The sequence below is a fragment of the Phenylobacterium sp. LH3H17 genome, assembly GCF_024298925.1.
Lineage (GTDB): Bacteria > Pseudomonadota > Alphaproteobacteria > Caulobacterales > Caulobacteraceae > Phenylobacterium.
Genome location: NZ_CP101283.1, coordinates 3401001 through 3419525 on the forward strand (window position 1 = coordinate 3401001; position 18525 = coordinate 3419525).

19 protein-coding genes are annotated in these 18525 nt (G+C 70.5%); 14 read left to right on the plus strand and 5 right to left on the minus strand.

What is annotated here, in order from left to right:
* Window positions 1-483: 483 nt before the first annotated feature.
* The 8 genes from M9M90_RS16685 (at window position 484) to M9M90_RS16720 (ending at window position 8605) form a co-directional block, all read left to right on the plus strand.
* Window positions 484-996, plus strand: coding sequence for a DUF4402 domain-containing protein (locus tag M9M90_RS16685; protein ID WP_254834366.1), 513 nt, complete (start codon window positions 484-486; stop codon window positions 994-996).
* A 253-nt stretch (window positions 997-1249) separates the two neighbouring features.
* Window positions 1250-1855: an LPS export ABC transporter periplasmic protein LptC gene (lptC, locus tag M9M90_RS16690; RefSeq protein WP_254834367.1), complete on the plus strand. Its 606-nt coding sequence runs from the start codon at window positions 1250-1252 to the stop codon at window positions 1853-1855.
* Between the two features lie 47 nt (window positions 1856-1902).
* The gene (locus tag M9M90_RS16695) at window positions 1903-3042 is read left to right on the plus strand and encodes a glycerophosphotransferase (protein ID WP_254834368.1); all 1140 of its coding nucleotides are present in this window, start codon (window positions 1903-1905) and stop codon (window positions 3040-3042) included.
* On the plus strand, window positions 3039-4355 hold the full coding sequence (locus M9M90_RS16700) for a lipopolysaccharide biosynthesis protein (protein WP_254834369.1): 1317 nt from the start codon (window positions 3039-3041) through the stop codon (window positions 4353-4355). The genes M9M90_RS16695 and M9M90_RS16700 overlap by 4 nt, the downstream gene beginning before the upstream one ends.
* Window positions 4356-4395: 40 nt before the next feature.
* Window positions 4396-6105 carry a fatty acyl-AMP ligase gene (locus tag M9M90_RS16705; RefSeq protein ID WP_254834370.1) on the plus strand — a complete coding sequence of 570 codons (1710 nt, stop codon included), beginning with the start codon at window positions 4396-4398 and terminating at the stop codon, window positions 6103-6105.
* Between the two features lies 1 nt (window position 6106).
* Entirely contained in the window at window positions 6107-7084 is a 978-nt protein-coding gene (locus M9M90_RS16710; RefSeq protein WP_254834371.1) for an NAD(P)-dependent oxidoreductase, read from the plus strand.
* A gap of 49 nt (window positions 7085-7133) precedes the next feature.
* Window positions 7134-7385 (plus strand): acyl carrier protein, encoded by a 252-nt coding sequence (locus tag M9M90_RS16715; protein ID WP_254837149.1) that lies wholly within the window; start codon window positions 7134-7136, stop codon window positions 7383-7385.
* Between the two features lie 2 nt (window positions 7386-7387).
* Window positions 7388-8605: a pyridoxal phosphate-dependent aminotransferase family protein gene (locus M9M90_RS16720; RefSeq protein WP_254834372.1), complete on the plus strand. Its 1218-nt coding sequence runs from the start codon at window positions 7388-7390 to the stop codon at window positions 8603-8605.
* 123 nt (window positions 8606-8728) lie between these two features.
* On the opposite strand, the gene M9M90_RS16725 is transcribed toward M9M90_RS16720, so the two are convergent.
* Genes M9M90_RS16725 through M9M90_RS16735 form a run of 3 tightly spaced genes read right to left on the minus strand, consistent with a single transcriptional unit; the run spans window position 8729 to window position 11669 of the window.
* The gene (locus tag M9M90_RS16725) at window positions 8729-9649 is read right to left on the minus strand and encodes a hypothetical protein (RefSeq protein WP_254834373.1); all 921 of its coding nucleotides are present in this window, start codon (window positions 9647-9649) and stop codon (window positions 8729-8731) included.
* Window positions 9646-10566: a diacylglycerol kinase family protein gene (locus M9M90_RS16730; protein WP_254834374.1), complete on the minus strand. Its 921-nt coding sequence runs from the start codon at window positions 10564-10566 to the stop codon at window positions 9646-9648. The genes M9M90_RS16725 and M9M90_RS16730 overlap by 4 nt, the downstream gene beginning before the upstream one ends.
* Window positions 10551-11669, minus strand: coding sequence for a CDP-alcohol phosphatidyltransferase family protein (locus M9M90_RS16735; protein WP_371876871.1), 1119 nt, complete (start codon window positions 11667-11669; stop codon window positions 10551-10553). The genes M9M90_RS16730 and M9M90_RS16735 overlap by 16 nt, the downstream gene beginning before the upstream one ends.
* A 75-nt stretch (window positions 11670-11744) precedes the next feature.
* Between M9M90_RS16735 and M9M90_RS16740 the strand changes: the two genes are divergently transcribed.
* On the plus strand, window positions 11745-12638 hold the full coding sequence (locus M9M90_RS16740) for a metallophosphoesterase (protein WP_254834375.1): 894 nt from the start codon (window positions 11745-11747) through the stop codon (window positions 12636-12638).
* Here the strand turns inward: M9M90_RS16740 and M9M90_RS16745 are convergent.
* Window positions 12626-13105 carry a DUF2141 domain-containing protein gene (locus tag M9M90_RS16745; RefSeq protein WP_254834376.1) on the minus strand — a complete coding sequence of 160 codons (480 nt, stop codon included), beginning with the start codon at window positions 13103-13105 and terminating at the stop codon, window positions 12626-12628. The two genes, M9M90_RS16740 and M9M90_RS16745, sit on opposite strands and share 13 nt — an antisense overlap.
* 62 nt (window positions 13106-13167) lie before the next feature.
* Here M9M90_RS16745 and M9M90_RS16750 point away from each other — a divergent pair, with 62 nt between their 5' ends.
* The 5 genes from M9M90_RS16750 to M9M90_RS16770 all read left to right on the plus strand — a co-directional run bounded on the left by M9M90_RS16750 (window position 13168) and on the right by M9M90_RS16770 (window position 17761).
* A complete protein-coding gene (locus M9M90_RS16750) occupies window positions 13168-13605 on the plus strand; it encodes an HIT family protein (RefSeq protein WP_254834377.1) in 438 nt (145 codons plus the stop codon).
* A complete protein-coding gene (locus tag M9M90_RS16755) occupies window positions 13602-14825 on the plus strand; it encodes an LptF/LptG family permease (protein ID WP_256549212.1) in 1224 nt (407 codons plus the stop codon). Before M9M90_RS16750 ends, M9M90_RS16755 begins: the two co-directional genes overlap by 4 nt.
* Window positions 14822-15880 (plus strand): LptF/LptG family permease, encoded by a 1059-nt coding sequence (locus M9M90_RS16760; RefSeq protein WP_254834378.1) that lies wholly within the window; start codon window positions 14822-14824, stop codon window positions 15878-15880. Before M9M90_RS16755 ends, M9M90_RS16760 begins: the two co-directional genes overlap by 4 nt.
* Before the next feature lie 64 nt (window positions 15881-15944).
* Complete coding sequence (locus M9M90_RS16765; RefSeq protein WP_371876872.1) at window positions 15945-17021, plus strand: dATP pyrophosphohydrolase; 1077 nt, start codon at window positions 15945-15947, stop codon at window positions 17019-17021.
* Window positions 17018-17761, plus strand: coding sequence for a nucleotidyltransferase family protein (locus M9M90_RS16770; protein WP_254834379.1), 744 nt, complete (start codon window positions 17018-17020; stop codon window positions 17759-17761). The genes M9M90_RS16765 and M9M90_RS16770 overlap by 4 nt, the downstream gene beginning before the upstream one ends.
* Here M9M90_RS16770 and M9M90_RS16775 read toward each other — a convergent pair.
* Window positions 17758-18519: an NTP transferase domain-containing protein gene (locus M9M90_RS16775; RefSeq protein WP_254834380.1), complete on the minus strand. Its 762-nt coding sequence runs from the start codon at window positions 18517-18519 to the stop codon at window positions 17758-17760. The genes M9M90_RS16770 and M9M90_RS16775 overlap by 4 nt on opposite strands.
* Between the last annotated feature and the right edge of the window lie 6 nt (window positions 18520-18525).

The window sequence follows — 18525 nt, forward strand, 5'->3', positions numbered from 1 at the left end:
GGGAGGCGCTCCGGCCCTCGGGAGAGTCTATCGCGCCGGCGCCAGCACGGCTTTCACTATCGGTACAAACGGCACCGTTTCACAGATTGGCCCTGCTCTTCGTTTTCCGGCCACAGGGGTTACAACCCCGACGATATCGATCACCTGCAACGGAAACGGCCACTGCAATAATCGGCCGATCACCTTTACGATTACATCGACGGGGACAGCTCCGGCCAAGTTCACCAAGTTTTCGGTAGCATGCATTCTAGGTTGCAGCGGGATTACCCTCTCGCCAGTCTCACCTAACGGCGCGTCTCCGCTTGTCTTCACCCTTTCGGGAATGAATGGAAACAATGTGAGATTTAGCCTTGGCGGCGAAGTGACCGTAGATGCGCTCGCCGCATCGGGCCTCAAGACATTGCCCTTCACAGTTCACGCAAACCTTCCATGAGGCGGCAAATCCTTCAGCGGTTGTGCAAGACACCTCGTTGGGCGCCGCTCATGGCCCTCGCGCTGCTGGCGCCCACCCCCACCCCAGCCCAGGTCTCCGTCACCCGTTCCGCCAACGGCTCCGTGACCATTTTCCGGCCGCTTTCGGTCGGTGGGACGGGCGGGCTCAACTTCGGGCGGCTACACAACCAGGGCCCCAAGGGGCCGGTCGGGACGGTCACGGTGACTTCGGCGTCGCCGGCGGCGCGGAGCTCGACCGGGTCAGGCATGCAGCTCCTGCCTGGGACCAGTCCGGCTCCGGTCATCCGCAACCTGACGGGTGAGCCAAGCCGCGCCTATCATGTGGGGCTGCCGGCCTCGGTCACCGCCACGCCCGGCGGGTTGCTGGTCAACCAGTTCACCGTCTGGAGCCAGAACTCCGGCAACATCAGCGTCAGCCGCCTGGGCCAGCTCAACGCCTCGGGCCAGGACACGGTGCGAGTCGGCGCGACCCTCACCGTACCGCCGGGGACCGGGAACAATGTCTTCACCGCCAACGTGCCCGTCACCCTCACCTACGACTAGGCGCGAATCCTAGCGGCGACGGTCGTCGGATCGCCGCTGCGCGGTTCTGAACGCAAGATAGAGCCCGAACACGCCGCCCGCGATGAGCAGGGGTCCGACTATGGCCAGGACAATGTTCAAGTGACTGCCCCCTGCTGGCGCCCCGCCGGCCAGCTTGGCTTGACCGCCGGGGCTTTGGTGACTTTGACCTTCCAAAAGATAGTAGCGACAATGATCGAAGCTAGACCCCGGGCGCAGGGGTAGGAGATAGGCCATGCGGCTTCGATCACGTGGCCCGGCGACCGGGGCTCGGCTCCGCGCGGGACATCTCACCCGGGTGAGGGTCCTGCGCCGGGCCCTGCCGACCACAGCGGCGGTCCTCTGCGCGCTTTGCGCGGCCCAGATCGCCATGAGCGGCGTCGCCGCGCCGAGCCGGCCCCAGACGAGCGATGTCGACACCATGGTCAAGCCCCGATTCGCGGGGCGGGGCCCCAGCGGGGAGAGCTTCATCATCACCGGAAGTGAGGGCCGCCGCGCCGACCCGACCACCGCCCGCATCGAGATCGTCGACCCGGTCCTGGTCCTGCGGGACGAGGCGGACAGGACCAAGCGCATGACCGCCCGGGCCGGGGTGTTCGACGAGACCGCCCACGTCCTGGTCCTGACCGGCGACGTCAGGATGGACAACGGCGGCGGCGGTCGCTTCGCCGCCGACCAGGCGCGCATCGACACCCGGACCGGCGCGGTCAGTGGCCAGAGCGGCCTGCGGATCGAGAGCGGCGCCGGCGTCGTCCAGGGCGGGTCGTACGAGGCCGACCAAGAGGGCGATCGCTTGATCCTCAAGGGCGGCGTTCGCGGCCGGCTGACGCCGAACAACTAGAAACAAGCGTTGCGGCGGCCCCCGGACTGGGCCAATGCGCAGATCACATGACCTCGCCCGCCCCGCCCCGTCGGATCTGCTTCCTCTACATCGCGCAGATCCATCAGATCCTGCACAGCCTGCCGATAGCCGTCGAGCTGGCCAGGGGCTGGCCTCAGTTCGAGGTCGACCTGGCCGCCACCTCGCAGGCGCATCTGGACTATATCGACCGCGCCCTGGAGCGGCTGGGCGGCGCGCCGGTGCGTGGCCGACTTCTCGGCCCGAAATGGCTCCGGGAATTTCGCCTGCGCGGCGCCTCGACCCCGCCCAAGGCGGCCATGCTCGTCGCCAACCTGCGGACCTTCGCGGCCTATGACGCCCTGGTCACGCCGGAACGCACCACCGCACTGGTCCGCCAGCTGGGGGTGACCAAGCCACGCCTGATCTACACCCAGCACGGGGCCGGCGATCGCGGCGGCCCCTTCGAGCCACGGCTGGGTCAGTTCGACCTGGTCATGGCCGCGGGCCCCAAGCAGCGCGACCGCATGGTCGACTCCGGCCTCGTGCGGGCGGAAAACTGCGCCATGGTCGGCTATCCGAAGTTCGATATCGTCGAGGCCCTGGCGCCCACGCCCGCGCGGCCCTTCGCCGACGACCGGCCGATCGTCCTCTACAATCCGCATTTCGATCCGCGGCTCAGCTCCTGGCCCCGCTGGGGCGCCCAGGTGCTGGAAAATCTGGCCGCCGATGGCCGGTTCAACGTGATCTTCGCCCCGCATGTGCGGCTGTTCGATCCGGCCACGGCCGCGGACCTGGCGGCCATCGAACCGTTCCGCAGCCACCCCCGGATCCACATCGACCTGGGCGGGCCGTCGGCCATCGACATGACCTGGACCCGCGTCGCCGACCTCTATCTGGGCGACGTCAGCAGCCAGATCTACGAGTTCCTGCGCTCCCCGCGCCCGGCCGCCTTCCTGAACGCCCACGGCGTCGCCTGGGCGGGCGACGAAAGCTATCGGCATTGGCGCTACGGCCCGGTGATCGAACGACTGGACGGTCTGGCCGACGCCCTGGACGCCGCGCGGAAGACACACGGCGCCTATCTCGCCGAACAGCAGGCCGGCTTCGCCGAGAGCTTCGACCTTCAGCCCCGCTCGTCCTCCCTGCGCGCCGCCGAGGCGATCGCCGCTCGGCTGGAGGCGGGATGACGCAGGCGGCGAGCCACGAGGGCCTGCTGGGCCGGGTCATGGCGAACGCCGGCCTGCTGCTGGGCGGGCGCGCGGTCAATGCAGCGCTCAGCCTGGCCTATATGGCGCTGGCCGCCCGGAGCTTGGGCCTTTCGGAGTTCGGCGTCCTGGTGCTGATCAACACCTTCGCCCAGTTCGTCGCCGACATCGCCCGGTTCCAGACCTGGCAGACGGTGCTGCAGTTCGGCGCCGCCCCCTTGGCCGAGGATCGCGGCGCCGACTTCCAGCGCGTGGTGCGCTTCGGCCTCCTCCTCGACCTCATCGGCGCGGCGGCGGGTGCGATCCTGGGCGTCGCCGGAGCCTTCTTGCTGGGACCGCATGTGGGACTGCCCAGGGAGGCGGCCGGTCCGGCGGCGCTCTACGCCCTGACCATCGTCTTCATGGTCCCGACCAGCCAGATCGGGCTGCTGCGGCTGTTCGACCGGTTCGGCCTGCTGTCGGCCCAGGCGGCGATCGGCTCGGCGGTGCGCCTGGCTGGCGGCCTGGTCGGCATCGTGATCGGCGCCCCGGTGGCCTTCTTCCTGATTGTCTGGGCCGCCGGAACCCTGGCGGGCTTCCTCTATGTGTCCTTCGCCGCGTTGGCCGAGATGCGCCGCCGCGGCCTTCTGGTGGACCTGCTGCGGTCTGAGTCTCCCAGCGCGCCGATCCCCGGCGGCTGGCGGTTCGCCTGGGCGGCCAACGCCAGCGGCAGCCTGGAGGTGGCCTTCACCCATGCGGCGACCCTGGTGGTCGGCGCCCTGCTCGGCGCCGCCGACGCCGGCCTGTGGCGCATCGCCCGCCAGATCGCCGACGCCCTGGCCAAGCCCGCCCGGCTGCTGATCCCCGCCCTCTATCCCGAGCTCGCCAAGCTGCGTGCCAGCGGCAGCCATGCCGGCATGCGCGCCCTGGCCCTACGCGTGGGGCTGGTCGGGGGCGGCGGCGCGACCTTGCTCCTGCTGGTGGCCGTCTTGGCGGGGGAGGCTCTATTGACCCTGGTCATGGGGCCGGATTTCGGGACGGCCGCGCCCACCATGATCTGGCAGGTGGCAGCCGCTGTGATCGGGGTCTGGGCCCTGCCGCTGGAACCCATGCTGGTCTCCATGGGCAAGCCGGGAGCGGTCCTGCGCGTCCGGCTGGTCGTGGCCGCCGCCTTCCTGGTCTCCCTGCCGCCGATCGTCGCAGCCCACGGACTGCCCGGCGCCGGTGCGGCCCTGGTGGGCGCAACCCTGGCCTTGGCCTTGGGAATGCTCTGGAGCCTGCAAAAACTCGTTCGCAAAGAGCGCCTTGCACACTAAGTCCTTGCCGAGTCCAAACGAACCGCGCGAAGCCTGACCAATGATTACGCCGACAGCGCCGGAACGCGGCCTCCGACTGGCCGATTTCACGACCCTCCTCGAAGCGCTGGACTTCGCGGCGCGCGGCGAAACGGGGGTTAATGTCTACGGCCTGCGAGGCGAGTTCATCCGCGCCCTGCCCTACAGCGAGTTGCGCGAGGCCGCCCGCGGGGCCGCGGTGCGACTGCTGGGCGCGGGTCTTGCGCCGGGCGACCGGGTCGGGCTGATCGCCGAGACCGACGCCGACTTCGTCATCGCCTTCTTCGCCTGCCAGTATGCGGGCCTGGTTCCCGCGCCGCTGCCCCTGCCGACACCCCTGGGCGGCCGGGAGGCCTATGTCGAGCAGATCCGCCGGATGCTGCGGACCGCCGACGCCAGCGGGCTGATGGGCCCCGCCGCCATGGGCGCCTGGCTGACCGAGATCGCCGAGGGCCAGGCCCTGCGCTTCGCCGGCGCCCTCTCCGACCTCCCGCAAGGCGGACCGGCGGACCTGCCCGCCATCGGGCCGCAAAGCCCCTGCTATTTGCAGTTTTCGTCGGGCAGCACCCGGTTTCCGGCGGGGGTCCTGGTGACGCACCGCGCGCTCATGGCCAACGCCGTGGCCATCACCCGCGACGGCCTGCACGTGAAGCCGCAGGACAGAGCCTGTTCCTGGCTGCCGCTCTACCACGACATGGGGCTGGTCGGGTTCCTGCTGAGCCCGCTCACCGCCCAGATGAGCGTCGACCTCCTGCCGACCGGCGCCTTCGTCCGCCGCCCGCTCAAGTGGCTGGAACTGATGGCCGCCAACGGCGCCACCATCTCCTATAGCCCCACCTTCGGCTACGAACTCTGCGCGCGGCGAGCCGAGAACGCCCGGCCTGAAGGCCTCGACCTTTCGGCCTGGCGGGTCGCCGGCCTCGGCGGCGACATGATCCGCACCCCACCCCTGAAGCAGTTCGCCGAACGGTTCGCGCATGCGGGCTTCTCGCCCAACGCCTATGTGGCCAGCTACGGCATGGCCGAGGCGACCCTGGCGTTGACCATGGCGCCGCTGGGCCGAGGCCTCGTCGCCGAGAGTCTCGATGTCGGGCGCCTCGAGCGCGACGGCCTGGCCGTGGCCTCGAACCAGGCCGGGCGAGTCCGCGACTTCGCCCGCTGCGGCCCAGCCTTGCCCGGTCACGAGTTGCAGGTCCGCGACGATGACGGCGAGGTGCTGCCCGAGCGCACGGTCGGCCGGGTCTTCGCCCGGGGGCCCAGCCTCATGGAGGGCTACTTCCGCCAGCCGGAGGCCACCCATCAGGCGCTCTCGACCGACGGCTGGCTCGACACCGGCGACCTGGGCTACCTCTCGCAGGGCGAGATCGTGCTGACCGGCCGCATCAAGGACCTGATCATCCTCAACGGCCGCAACATCTGGCCGCAGGACCTGGAATGGACCGCCGAGGCCGAGATCGCGGCCCTGCGCAGCGGCGATGTCGCGGCCTTCTCCGCGCCCGGCGACGGCGAGGAGGCGGTGATCGTCCTCGTCCAGTGCCGCAGCAGCGATCCGGAAACCCGCGAGACCCTCGCGCGCGAGGTGACCGACCTGCTCCGGCTGCGCCACGGGGTCGAGGCCGAGGTCAATCTGGTGGGCGGCCACGCCCTGCCGCAGACCTCATCGGGGAAACTCAGCCGTTCGCGGGCGAAGGCCGGCTATCTGGCGGGGCTGGCGGCGACGGAGCCCGCCTGAGGTGGCCGAGCGGCTGGCCGCGGTCACCGGAGCGACGGGCTTCCTCGGGCGCCATCTGGTTCGGGAACTCACTGCGCGCGGCTGGCGCGTACGCATCCTGGCCCGGCGCGATCCGATCCATCCACTCTGGCGCGACCTTGGGATCGAGGTGGTCCCGGGCGACCTCACCGACGACGCGGCGCTCTCCGCCCTCTGCCGTGACGCGGAGGTGGTGGTTCACGGCGCGGGGCTGATCAAGGCGCGCGACCGCCGCGCCTTTTTCGCCGTCAATGTGGAGGGCGCCGAGCGCCTGGCCCGACATACGCCGGCCGCCATGGTGCTGGTCTCCAGCCTCGCCGCCCGCGAACCCGGCTTGTCCGACTACGCCGCCAGCAAGCGCGGAGGCGAGAACGCAGCGCGCGCCCACCTCGGCCCGCGCCTCAACATCGCCCGACCCCCGGCGCTTTACGGACCGGACGACGCCGAGACCCTGCCGCTCTTCCGCCTCGCCGCCTCCAGCCCGGTGCTGCCGCTGTTCGACCCCAAGGCGCGCCTGGCCATGATGCATGTGGTCGACGCCGCGCGACAGATCGCCGCCCTGGCCGAGAAGCCGACCGGTTTCAGCGTCACCCTGTCCGACCACCGCCCGGAGGGCTACGGCTGGCGCGAGATCCTGCAGACCGCCGCGGCGGCGTTCGGAGCGCAGCCACGGTTCGTCCGCACGCCGGGGCTGCTTCTGACCGCGCTGGCCGCCGGAGGTCGGGTTGCGCAAGGCCTGGGCGTCCCGGAGATTCTCAGCCCCGGCAAGGTCCGCGAACTCCGGCATCTCGACTGGTCGGTCCGGGCCGACGAGCAGCCGCTCGATCTTCCGGCGCCCCTCTTCGATCTCGCGCAGGGCTTCCTAAATACGGTCGAAGGGTACAAGACGGGTGGCGTCATGTTTGGTAGAGCACATAGGCGCGCCAAGGATGCCGCGGTTCCGCTCGGCGGAACGGCCTAAATGTGCGACGCTGATTGACGATCGTTCGAGGGGGCTCGTCGAACCTTATATGCAGCTTGTGACAGATCTTACCGTGCTCGAGGTCGCGCGCGCCGCCGAGGTCGTGCTGGAACGCAGCGTCCACGTGACGGCAGCCTCGGACATCTCCCGCGACCTCGCCGTTGATTCCCTGGCGCTCATGAACATCGTCATGGAGCTCGAGGATCGTTTCGACATCTCCATTCCCATCGACCGGCTGAGCGAAGTTCAGACCGTGGGCGACCTCGCGTCGCTGATCGACAACATTCGAAAGAAAGCTTGAGCATGGCCTTGCTCGACAGACACGCGGCGTCGCGCGACCGCTACGAAGCGCTCCGCCAGGCGTCGGCCGACCCGTTCGGCGTCCGCTTCGACGAGGTGATCTCGCCGACCGAGGGCGTCGTCGAGGGGCGGCGCACCATCCTGCTCGGCACCAACAACTATCTCGGCCTGACCTTCGACCCCGAATGCGTCGAGGATTCCGTGCGCGCCGTGCGCGAGCGCGGCACCGGGACCACCGGCTCGCGGATCGCCAACGGCAGCTATGAGGGCCATCTCGAACTCGAGTCGGCGCTGAAGACCTACTACGGCCGCAAGCACGCCATGGTCTTCACCACCGGCTACCAGGCCAATCTCGGCCTGCTCTCCAGCCTGGTCGGCCGCGGCGACCACCTGATCCTCGACGCCGACAGCCACGCCAGCATCTATGACGGCGCGCGGCTGGGCCATGCCGAGGTCACCCGTTTCCGCCACAACGACCCCGAGGACCTCTACAAGCGCCTGAAGCGCCTGAAGGACACGCCCGGCGAGAAGCTGATCGTGGTCGAGGGCATCTATTCCATGGTCGGTGACGTCGCGCCGCTGCGCGAGATCGCCGCCATCAAGCGCGAGATGGGCGCTTATCTGGTGGTCGACGAAGCCCACTCCATGGGCGTGCTCGGCGAAACCGGCCGCGGCCTGGCCGAGGAGGCCGGCGTCGAGGCCGACGTCGACGTGGTGGTCGGCACCTTCTCCAAGAGCCTGGGCTCGGTCGGGGGCTTCTGCGTGGCCGACATGGACGATTTCGACGTCCTGCGGATCGTCTGCCGCCCCTACATGTTCACCGCCTCGCTGCCGCCGGCGGTGATCGCGTCGACCGTCACCGCTCTGCGTCGCCTGCAGGAACAACCGGAACTGCGCCTCCGCCTCCACGCCAATGCGCGGCGGCTATATGACGGCCTCACAGCCATGGGCCTGGCCACCGGCCCGACCTGCAGCCCGATCGTCGCGGTGACCATGCCCGACCAGGCCGCCGCCATCGCCATGTGGAACGGCCTGCTGCAGAACGGGGTCTATCTGAACCTGGCCCTGCCGCCGGCCACGCCGGATAACCGCCCGCTCCTGCGCAGCAGTATCAGCGCGGCCCACACGCCCGAGCAGATCGACCAGGTCATCGCGGTCATGGGACGAGTCGCCAGCCAACTCGGTCTGCTGGGCGCCGAACCCCGCCGGGCCAAGGGGTAGCGGGACCTCTCCATTCCATGACCCGCGCCTCGAATTCGAGCCGCACCTGGTAGCTTGCGCAAGCGCTAGTGACCGTACCTTCGCCCGCTCTTCGAAGGCTTTCAACGCGTTGAGCCCGCTAGCTCAGCGCTTGCCCCGCCGCCGCCAGAGCCGCCACAACACCCCCGGCGAAGCCAGGATTGGGTGGCGCTCCCGCCAGGGGGTCAGCGGCACCGGCAGGCCGGTGTGGCGCTCGATCTTCCAGGCGGCGTAACGCGCCGCGCCTTCGAAGGTGAAGGCCGCCTTGACCAGCCGCGCCAGATTGAGCGGCTTGCCCAGGGCCCGCCGCCGCCGCCAGGCCGCGAGCTGGCTCGCGCGATCCGCCTCGCTCAGGGCGGGCGCCACTTCCCCGTCGCTTCGCGCCTCGAACCCTAGCCCGCCGGCCCGCCAGGCGGCGGTCAGCAGACGGTCGTAGCGCTGCGGATCGACGCCAAGGATCTGGGCTTCGCGCCCCGCCGCCTCCACCCGGAACTCCGCGGCGTAGGTCTGGCGGAACAGCGCGCGCCAGAAGGCCGCCGGCCGGCCCCGCGGCGGCCCGATCGCCGCGGCGTACCGCGAGGCGGTCTCCGCCGCCCGCGCTACCGCCCGGTGAACCGCCTCGCGCGCGCTGGGGGTCGCCGCCCAGACCAGGGCGGCTGGTTGCACGAAGCGTGTCCAGATCGTGGTGTCGGCGCCGCGTCCGGTCGCCGCCTGTCCGAACTGGGCGAGGGTCATCGAGGCCACCTTGGCGCGCAGGGTCGCCCCGTCGGACTCCAGCTCGTGATAGCTCACGTCCGGCCACAGCAGCCGCCCCATGACGCCGGCGAAACCGCGGCGCGGCGCCTCCGTCAGGACGTAGAAATCCATCACCCCGTCGGCGTCGCCGGTCCGCAGCACCGAACCGTAGAACAACACCGCCGCCGCGCCCTCGAACCGAGCGGCCAGGTGCGCCCCCATGTCTCGGGCGATCGACGGCGGCGACGCCTCAAGCTCAGCGACGACCAGGGTCTGGAGATCCGCGATCATGGGACGAGAAACCGCAGCGGCGCGCCGAGGCGCACAGAGATCTCGCCGCCGGGAAAGACCTCGCCGTCGATGACGATGGGCTCGTCGACCCGCAGGTCCAGCCGATCCGACAAGCTCCGGCGGTAACCCCTGGCGGCCAGCCACGCATCGCCCCGTCCGGCCAGGACGACCGGAAGCGCCGCCAGCAATCCGCGCGGCGGGGCGTCCACGTCCAGGACCTTCATCCCCTCTCGAGGCGGTCCGAAAGGCTGCAGGCCGAAGGGAAGCCGCTTCAAGGCCGTGGCGATCAGCACGAAACGCCGGCCGGCCGGCTGGGCCGCGCCGTCAACGGTCACGGCGGCCCCGACGCCACGTCGCCACGGGCTTCCCTTGGTGTCGAACAGGGTCCCGAGCGCCGCCCCAGCCAGGGTGAGGGCCACCGACAGGCTGTGATAGGCGCCCATGCGGTGGACCGCCTTCGACATCTGGGTGGCCCGGGCGAAGGCTCCGAGACCGAGGATGAAACCCCGCACCGGGGCCTGGCCGGCCCAGGTCACCTCCAGGGGCGCGCGCGACTTCAGGGACGGCGCGGACGCGGCGGCGCGGCGCAGCACCTCGGCAAGCGTCCAGTCGCGGCCTGCGCCCAGGTCGAGGGCCAGTACGTTGGTCTTGCCCGAGGCCAGCACCGCCAGGACAGGCGGCCGGTCCCCATAGGCCTCCGGCAGGGCGCTCAGCACCTCGCGGACCGTTCCGTCGCCGCCGTCGATCACGACCAGATCCACACCGGCGGCGGCGAAGCGTTTCATGTCCAGGAGCAGGGCTTGCGGTGTCTCCGGCTCGGCCCAGTTCAGGCCCTCGGGGGCGCCGGACGCCCGCCCGCGATTGCCGTGGCTGCGCGGATTGCGCACCACCCCGACCGTGGTCAACGCGCGAGCCACGACGCAACCTGGCCGCGGGGGGTGGCCAGGGCCTGCAGCACCTGGACGAGATGGACCAGCAGGCTGAGCCCGGTCCAGACCGCCACCAGGGCCAGTCCGACATCGGGGCGACCCACCAGAGCGGCCGGGGTCAGCAGCAGCAGGTTTGGATTGCGGCGCGCGGTGATCAGCCGGAAGAAGCTGTCGAAAGGCCTCCAGGCGTGCATCTCCACCTTGAAGCGCGCCAGAAACACACCTTCCAGCATCCGTTGCAGGACATATCCGCCGACGATCACGCCCAGGATGAGCGTCGAACCTGGCAGGGGATGGGGTCCAGCCTGTACGCCCACCAGCCAGGCCCACCACCAGAAGGGCGGATGGATCAGGTCGATGCCATGGTCGAAGACGTTGCCCAGCTTCGACGAGGTGAGGGTCACCCGGGCCAGCTTGCCGTCCACCGTGTCGAGGAAGGTCATCGCCCAGGCCGCCACGAGCCCCCAGCCGAAGTGCCCCGCCCAGAACAGCCAGAACGCCGCCAGGACCAGCAGGAAGCTCGCGAAGGTCACCTGGTTCGGGGTGATCCCGGCCACGGCGCACCAGCGGGTCACCACCCGCGCCGGCGCCGGCCAGACGTATTTGGTCACCAGGTCGGTGACGCCCTTGTACGAGCCCTGGAACAGCCGCTTCTCGACCGCCCGGACATCGCCCTGCGTCAGCCGGCGAAGGATCGGCGGCTCGCGCTTGCGAAGCTCACTATTGTAGGCGTCGCCCAGCTCCGAAGCGGTCAGGCGCGGATAGTCCGCCGCGGCCGTGGCGATGTCCTCGCCGGCCTCCAGCCGCGCAACCGCGTCGCCGACAGCATGCACGGCGGCCGGAACCCCCTCGTCGTCCACCAGGACCACCCGCGGCCGCCTGGCCAGGGCCCGCAGCAACGCCTCGTCGAACACCCAGCGGGCGTCTGCGGCCACCAGGCTCGAGGCGCCCCGGACCGCCTCGAGGCCCAGCCGGCGAAAGATCCGCTGCAGCCGTTCGGCCGAGCTCATGCCCCAGATCCGGACGCTTCCGGAACCGACTGCCAGGGCGCTGGGCTCGGCCGCGCCGACGCCGTCGTGTGTATTCGTCAATTCCGCCTACCGCGCTGCGCCTGTATGGGATTGATAGCCAGCTTCGCCGTCACCTGACCAGAAACCATCGTCCGATTGCCCCCCTATCGCCTCGCACATCTTTCCGACCCGCACCTTCCCCCGCCCGCGGACGCGCTCGGCTGGCGCGATCTGGGCTCCAAGCGGCTGCTCAGCGCCATCGCCTGGCGGCGCAAGGGCTCCGGGCACCAGCCCGCCGTGCTGCAGGCCCTGATCGACGACGTCGCCCGCCATGCTCCCGACCACATCGCCGTCACCGGCGACCTGACCAATTTCTCAAGCCCCGCCGAATATGCCGCGGCCCGAACCTGGCTCCAGACCCTCGGCGCGGCGGCCGACGTGACCCTCAGCCCGGGCAATCACGACGCCCTGGTGAGGGCCGAGGGGCCGAGCGCCTTCGAGCCCTGGCGCGAATGGCTCGGCGACTCGCCGCAGATCGCCTTCCCCGCCCTGCGCGAACGCGGGCCGCTGGCCGTGATCAACCTCTGTTCGGCGACCCCGACCGCGCCCTGGCTGGCCAGCGGCCGGTTGGGAGGCGCGCAGCTCGAGCGCCTGGCGCAGATCCTGGCAGGCTTGGCCGGGCGCGACCTCTATCGCGTGCTGACCCTCCACCATCCGCCCGCCGCCGGGGTGGTCTCCGGCCGCAAGGCGCTGGAGGACGCCGGCGCGCTACGCGCGCTCCTGGCCGTTCACGGGGTCGACCTGGTGCTCCACGGTCACGCCCACGAGGCGGCCGTCAGCGCCATCCCAGGCCCGCACGGCCCGATCCCGGTGCTTGGCGTTCCCTCCGCCTCCGCGGTAGGCAGCGGCCGCCATGCGCCGGCGCGCTGGCACAGCATCGAGTTTTCCGCCGAACGAAGGATGCGGGTCGTCGCCCGTGGCCTCTCGGCCGTCACCGGCGCCTTCGAGTCCCTCGGCGATTACATGCTGCAAGCGCCTCAGCGCAGGTAGCGCAGGGCGATCCGGATCGAACTCTCGCCGGCCCGGGCGCGGAATCGCACCTTGGCGAATTCCGGAAGGCCGATCTTGGTCGGGGCGTCGTTGGAGAATCCGAACCCCTCGATGGGCATGCCATTGGTCCGACTGCGGTTGAAATCCTCGTCGGCGTTGGCGTCGTGATAGACGGCGACAGCGTAGACCCCGGGCTGCGGCAGCCAGAAACAGGCCTGGGCGACAGGCGACCGCGCCACGACCCTCTGCCGCGCCAGCTTGCCCCGCGGGGCGAGGAACCGGCGGCCGTCGTCCGGATAGAGGGTCACCGCGACCTGGCCCTGGGCGGCGCGCAGGCCGGTGACCTCGACCGTGAGCCGATTGGCGCTTGGCTTGCCCGCGCATTCGGCCGCTGCCGCCGCAGCGGGCGGCGCCATGGACATCAGACCGGCGAGGACCGCGCCGCTAAGGCCGGTTCGGACTTTCATGGAAAACGGCGACTCCCTATGGTGCGCGCACGGCGGCAGGCGCCAGACGAGCAGGCTGCTTCATGAGCAATACGACAGCGGTGAATTTCGGCTACCCACGAACTCTGGTGGCCGAAACAGACCATTGGCTGGTCCTCGTGCGACCCAAGCAGCCGACATTTGGGTCCCTGGTGCTCGTGTGCAAGGAGCCCGTCACCGCCTTCTCGGACGTCAGCCCGGCTGGATTCGCCGATTTGCAGCCCGTCATCGGCGGAATCGAGCGGCTGCTGAGGGCGGCTGTCGACTACGCCAAGATCAACTATCTCATGCTGATGATGGTCGATCCCGACGTCCACTTCCACGTGATTCCCCGTTACGAGGGTGAGCGCGTACACGGCGGACAGGCTTTCCCGGACGCGGGCTGGCCGGGCGTTCCGGCGCTGGCGAGCGCGGTGGAGCTCGGTGACGAAGCCCTCCTGGCGCTGACCGCGACCTTGCGCGACGCGTGGTCGGCCGCGTGAGCGCGCGGCGACCATTCCATGTTCCCCCCGGTCTGTCGCTGATCGACCGCTACGTGCTGCGCCTGACCACGGGGCCCATGGTGGGCTGCCTGGCGGTGACCCTGGTCGCCCTGCTGCTGGAACGGGCCCTGCGCCTGCTGGACCTGCTTTCCCAGAGCAGCGATCGGTTCGGGTTCGTGGTCCAGCTCACCGGCCAGCTGGTGCCGCACTATTTCGGCCTGGCCCTGCCCGTCGCCTTCTTCGTCGCCCTGTTCATCGTCATCACCCGGCTCAGCGACGGGTCCGAGACCGACGCCCTGCTGGCCGCAGGAGTGTCGCTGACCCGCCTGGCCGCGCCCTTCGTCGGGCTCGGCCTGGTGCTTACCCTGGTCAGCCTGGTGGTGTTCGGCTACCTGCAGCCCTCCAGCCGCTATGCCTACCGTGCGGTGATGCACGCCGCGGCCAACGCCGGCTGGAACGGCGAACTGCAGGCCGGCGCCTTCGCCACCGAGGACAACCTGATCATGACGGCCGACACGGCCGATCCGGAGGGCCGCGAACTGGGCCGGCTGTTCATCCGCCGGATCACGCCGGAGGGCCGCGAGGAAGTCATCACCGCCGGATCCGCCGATCTCCAGGTCTCGCCCGACCGCAAGACGGTGACCCTGCGGCTGCACAATGGCCGGCGCACCCTGGAGGGCCGCGACGGCGCGTTCGACATCGTCGAGTTCGAGACCTTCGTCGCCCAGGCGCCCCTGGCCGGCTCCAGCGCCCTCATGCGGGCCCGCGGCGGCGACGAGCGCGAGTTGACGCTGGGCGAACTCTATGCCCGCGCCAAGGCCGACGACGGCCTGCTGCCCCGCGCCACCTTGCTGGCCGAGCTGTACGGGCGGCTGGCGCGAGCCCTGTTCCTGCCGTTCCTGCCGATGATCGCCTTTCCCCTGGGGCTGGCCGCCAAGCGCGGACGTCGCGCGCCGGGTCTGATCTTCGCCGGCGTCCTGCTGCTGGCCTTCCAGCACTCCCTGCAGCTTGGCCAGAGCCTGGCCGAGGCTGGCCGCCTGCCGGCCTTCGCGGCGATCTGGACGCCCTTCGCGCTGTTCACCGGATTTGGCGTCTGGATGTTCATGGGCAGCCGCAATCGACCGGGCGAGACCCCCATCAGCCTGATGATCGGCATGGTCAGTCATCACACGAACGAAGCCCTGGCCCGCGTCCGGCTCCGACGGGCGGGCGCGGCGTGAAGCTTCGCCTCTATATCCTGCGCATTGTCCTGCTGCGGGTCCTCGCGGCCGGCGCCGTCCTGCTGGCGATCCTGCAGATCCTCGACCTGCTGGACGTGACGACCGACATCCTGGAGCGCGGCCTGGGCGTGGCCGGCGTGGTCTATCACGCCACCCTGCGCCTGCCCCGGCTGGTGGAGCAGGTCGCGCCCCTGAGCGTGCTGGCGGGCGGCCTGTTCGCCTTCGCCCAGCTCGCCCGCGAACAGGCGGTGATCGCCATGCGCGCGGCCGGGGTCTCCAGCTACCGGCTGCTGGAGATGGCGGTCCCGGCCGCCTTGGTCATCGTGATGCTGCACTTCGCCGCCGCCGAGCTGATCGCACCGCGCACCGACGCGGCGCTGGAGACCTGGTGGAAGGCCAGCGAGCCGGGAGTCCCGGCCGACCCGTCCCCGCGCGCCTTCCGATCCGGAGCCGAGATCGTGGTGGCGAGGCCGGGCGACGGGGCCGGCGAGCGGCTGAACGATGTGCGCATCTATCGCCGTGACGCCCAGGGTCGGGTTTCCGAACGCATCGAGGCGGCCTCCGCGACGTATGCCGAAGGCGTCTGGCGCCTGCACGAGCCGCGGATGTTGCGCTTCACCCCCGACCAGGCCCTGGCCTCCTCGGCCGCGGAGCTCGGCTGGCGCTCCCGCCTGCAACCGGCCGATGTCCGCTCGCTGCTGTCGCCCGCCCAGGCCCCCAGCGCCGCCAGCGCGCGGCGGGCGCTGGAGGGCGGGGGCTCGGAGCGTCCGGACAGCTATTACGCCGTGCGCGTGCACCGCGCCTTCGCCGCCCCGATCGGGGTGCTGGTCATGCTGCTGCTCGCCGCGCCGGTGGCGCTCGGAAATTTCCGCACCCGAGAGGGAGCGGTGCTGACCGTGGCGGCCCTGGCCGCGGGCCTGAGTTTCCTGGTGGCGGACGGCCTGTTGACGGCGCTAGGCGAGAGCGCGGCGCTCAGCCCCCTGCTCGCGGCCTGGACGGCGCCGGCCGTCTTCGCCGCCCTGGCCGGAACGGCCTTGCTGCGGATGGAAGGATGACCCCCTGAGCGACCTGACGATCCGACCGGTTGCCTCCAAGGCTGACCTGGCGCGCTTCATCCGCGTGCCCATGACGCTGGCCGCCACCGACCCCAAGTGGATCTCGCCGCTGATCAGCGAGCGCGCCGCGGCCCTGACGCCCAAGACCAACCCGTTCTTCGAGCATGCCGAGGTCCAGCTTTGGCTGGCGGTTCGCGGCGGCCGCGACGTCGGCCGCATCAGCGCCCAGATCGACGCCCTGGCGCCAGTCGATCCCCAGCGTCCCGCCGGCCATTTCGGCATGATCGCGGGCGAGGACGACCCCGAGGTGTTCGCCGCCTTGCTCGCCACCGCCGAGGCCTGGCTGAAGGCCCGCGGCTGCGCCGTGGCGTTGGGCCCGTTCAACCTGTCGGTCAATGAAGAGGTCGGCCTGCTGGTCGACGGCTTCGACACCCCGCCGATGGTGATGATGGGCCACGACCCGGCCTATGCCGGCGCGCGCATCGAAGCGGCGGGCTACGCCAAGGCCAAGGACGTCTACGCCTATCTCTGCCAGATGAGCGACGACATCCCGCCCGCCATCCTGCGCCGCGTCCGCCGGGGCCCCGCCCCGGGCGTCACCCTGCGCATGCTGGACATGAGCCGCTACGACGCGGAAGTCGTGGCCATGACCGAGGTCCTCAACGACGCCTGGTCCGGAAACTGGGGCTTCACCCCCACCACCGAGGCCGAGACAGCCCAGCTCGGCAAGGCCCTGCGCGCCGTCATCGATCCGCGTTTGATCTGGTTCGCGGAGTTCGACGGCGAGGTGGCGGGCTTCGTGGTCATGCTGCCCAATGTCAACGAGGCCATCGCTGATCTGGGCGGCCGCCTGGCGCCCTTCGGCTGGGCCAAGCTGCTGTGGCGGCTGAAGGTCGCTAGGGTGAAGTCGATCCGCATCCCGCTCATGGGGGTGAAGCGCAAGTTCGCGAACTCCCACCGGGGTCAGCTCCTGCCCTTCCAGCTGATGGACGCCAGCGCCACCCAGGCCCGCGCCCTGGGCTACCAGTCCTACGAGCTGTCCTGGATTCTCGAGGACAACGCTCCCATGAACCGCATCTGCCAGTCGCTGGGCGGGCGGATCTACAAGACCTACCGGATCTACGAGAAGGCCCTGGCGTGAGCGGCTTCACGGCCCTGATCCTGGCCGGCTCCCGCGACGAGCCCGACGCGCTGCGCGCCTATGCCGGGGTCAGCCACAAGGCGCTGATCGAGCTTGCCGGCCAGACCCTGCTGGCCCGCGTGGTGGTAGCCCTGCAGGCGGCCGGGGCGGCTCGTATCGGCGTCTGCACCTCGCACCCGCAGGTCGCGGCGGCCGCCGCCCCGCTCGAGGTCATCCCGGCGGCCGCCACGCCCAGCCAGAGCGTCGAGCTGTCCGCCAGGTCGTTGGGCTTTCCCTTGCTGGTCACCACCAGCGACCACGCCCTGCTCCAGCCGGAGTGGATCGCCCGATTCCTGGCCGACATCCCGCCGGACGCCGACATCGCGGCGCTGCTGGCGCCGCAGGACGTCGTGCGCGCCGCGGTCCCAGACACCCGGCGCACCTATCTCGCCTTCCGCGACGGCCGCTATTCGGGCTGCAACCTGTTCTATCTGCGCAACGCCCGCGCGCTCGCCGCCATCGCCCTATGGCGCCGGGTCGAGGTCCACCGCAAGCAGCCCTGGAAGATCGCCGCCCTGCTCGGGCCAGGCATGCTGCTGGGCTATGCGCTCGGCCGCCTCAGCCTCGACGAGGCGGTCGCCCGCCTCGGCCGCCGGATCGGGCTGACCGCCGCAGCCGTTCGCACCCCCTACGGCCTGGCTGCCGTCGACGTGGACAAGCCAGCCGACCTCGACCTGGTCCGCCGGCTGGCGGACAGCTAGACGGCCACCTTCACCTGGGACCAGGCCTCGGTGAGCGCCAGGTTCCGGGCCACATCGGCCGGGAAGTCCATCTCCGCCCAGTCCAGGCCTTGGATCGAGGCCGTGGCCACGTCGGCGCCGCCGTGCGCCAGCTCGTCGATCACGCTCAAATACCAACGCTTCAGGCCCTCCGGCCCGCGCATGGCCGCCTCGACGCCCGCGACGAACGCCGACGCGCCGGCGGGTGAGAACCGGAGGAAGCCAATGGATTCGGCGTCGAACGCCGGGATGGTCTTGCCGATCGAAAGCAGGCGGTGACCGTCGGTCAGGACCTTCATGTCGTCGGCGTCGTAGGCGTCCTTGCGGTCGATCGCCAGGGTGATGTCGGCCGGCGGCGCGGCCAACAGACGCGAGGCCACCGCGGGCTCGAACAGGGTGTCGCCGTTCAACAGCAGGAACGATCCGCGCATCTCCTCGCGCGCCAGCCAGCAGGTGGCCAGGTTGTCGGTCAGGCCGAAGAACGGGTTGTAGAACGTTCGCACGCGCATCCCCGGAAGGCCGAGCCGCGCCACCTCCGCATCCACCGCCTCGGCGCCGAAGCCCGTGACAACCACCGCCTCGTGCACGCCGGCCTGGTGAAGGTGCAGCAGTTGCCAGTGCAGGACGCTCATGCCCGACAGCTCGATCAGGCACTTCGGACGCGAGTCCGTCAGCGGCGAGAGTCGGCGACCCTGCCCCGCGCTCAATATGATGGCCTTACCGGCCTCGAATTTTGACACGATCCC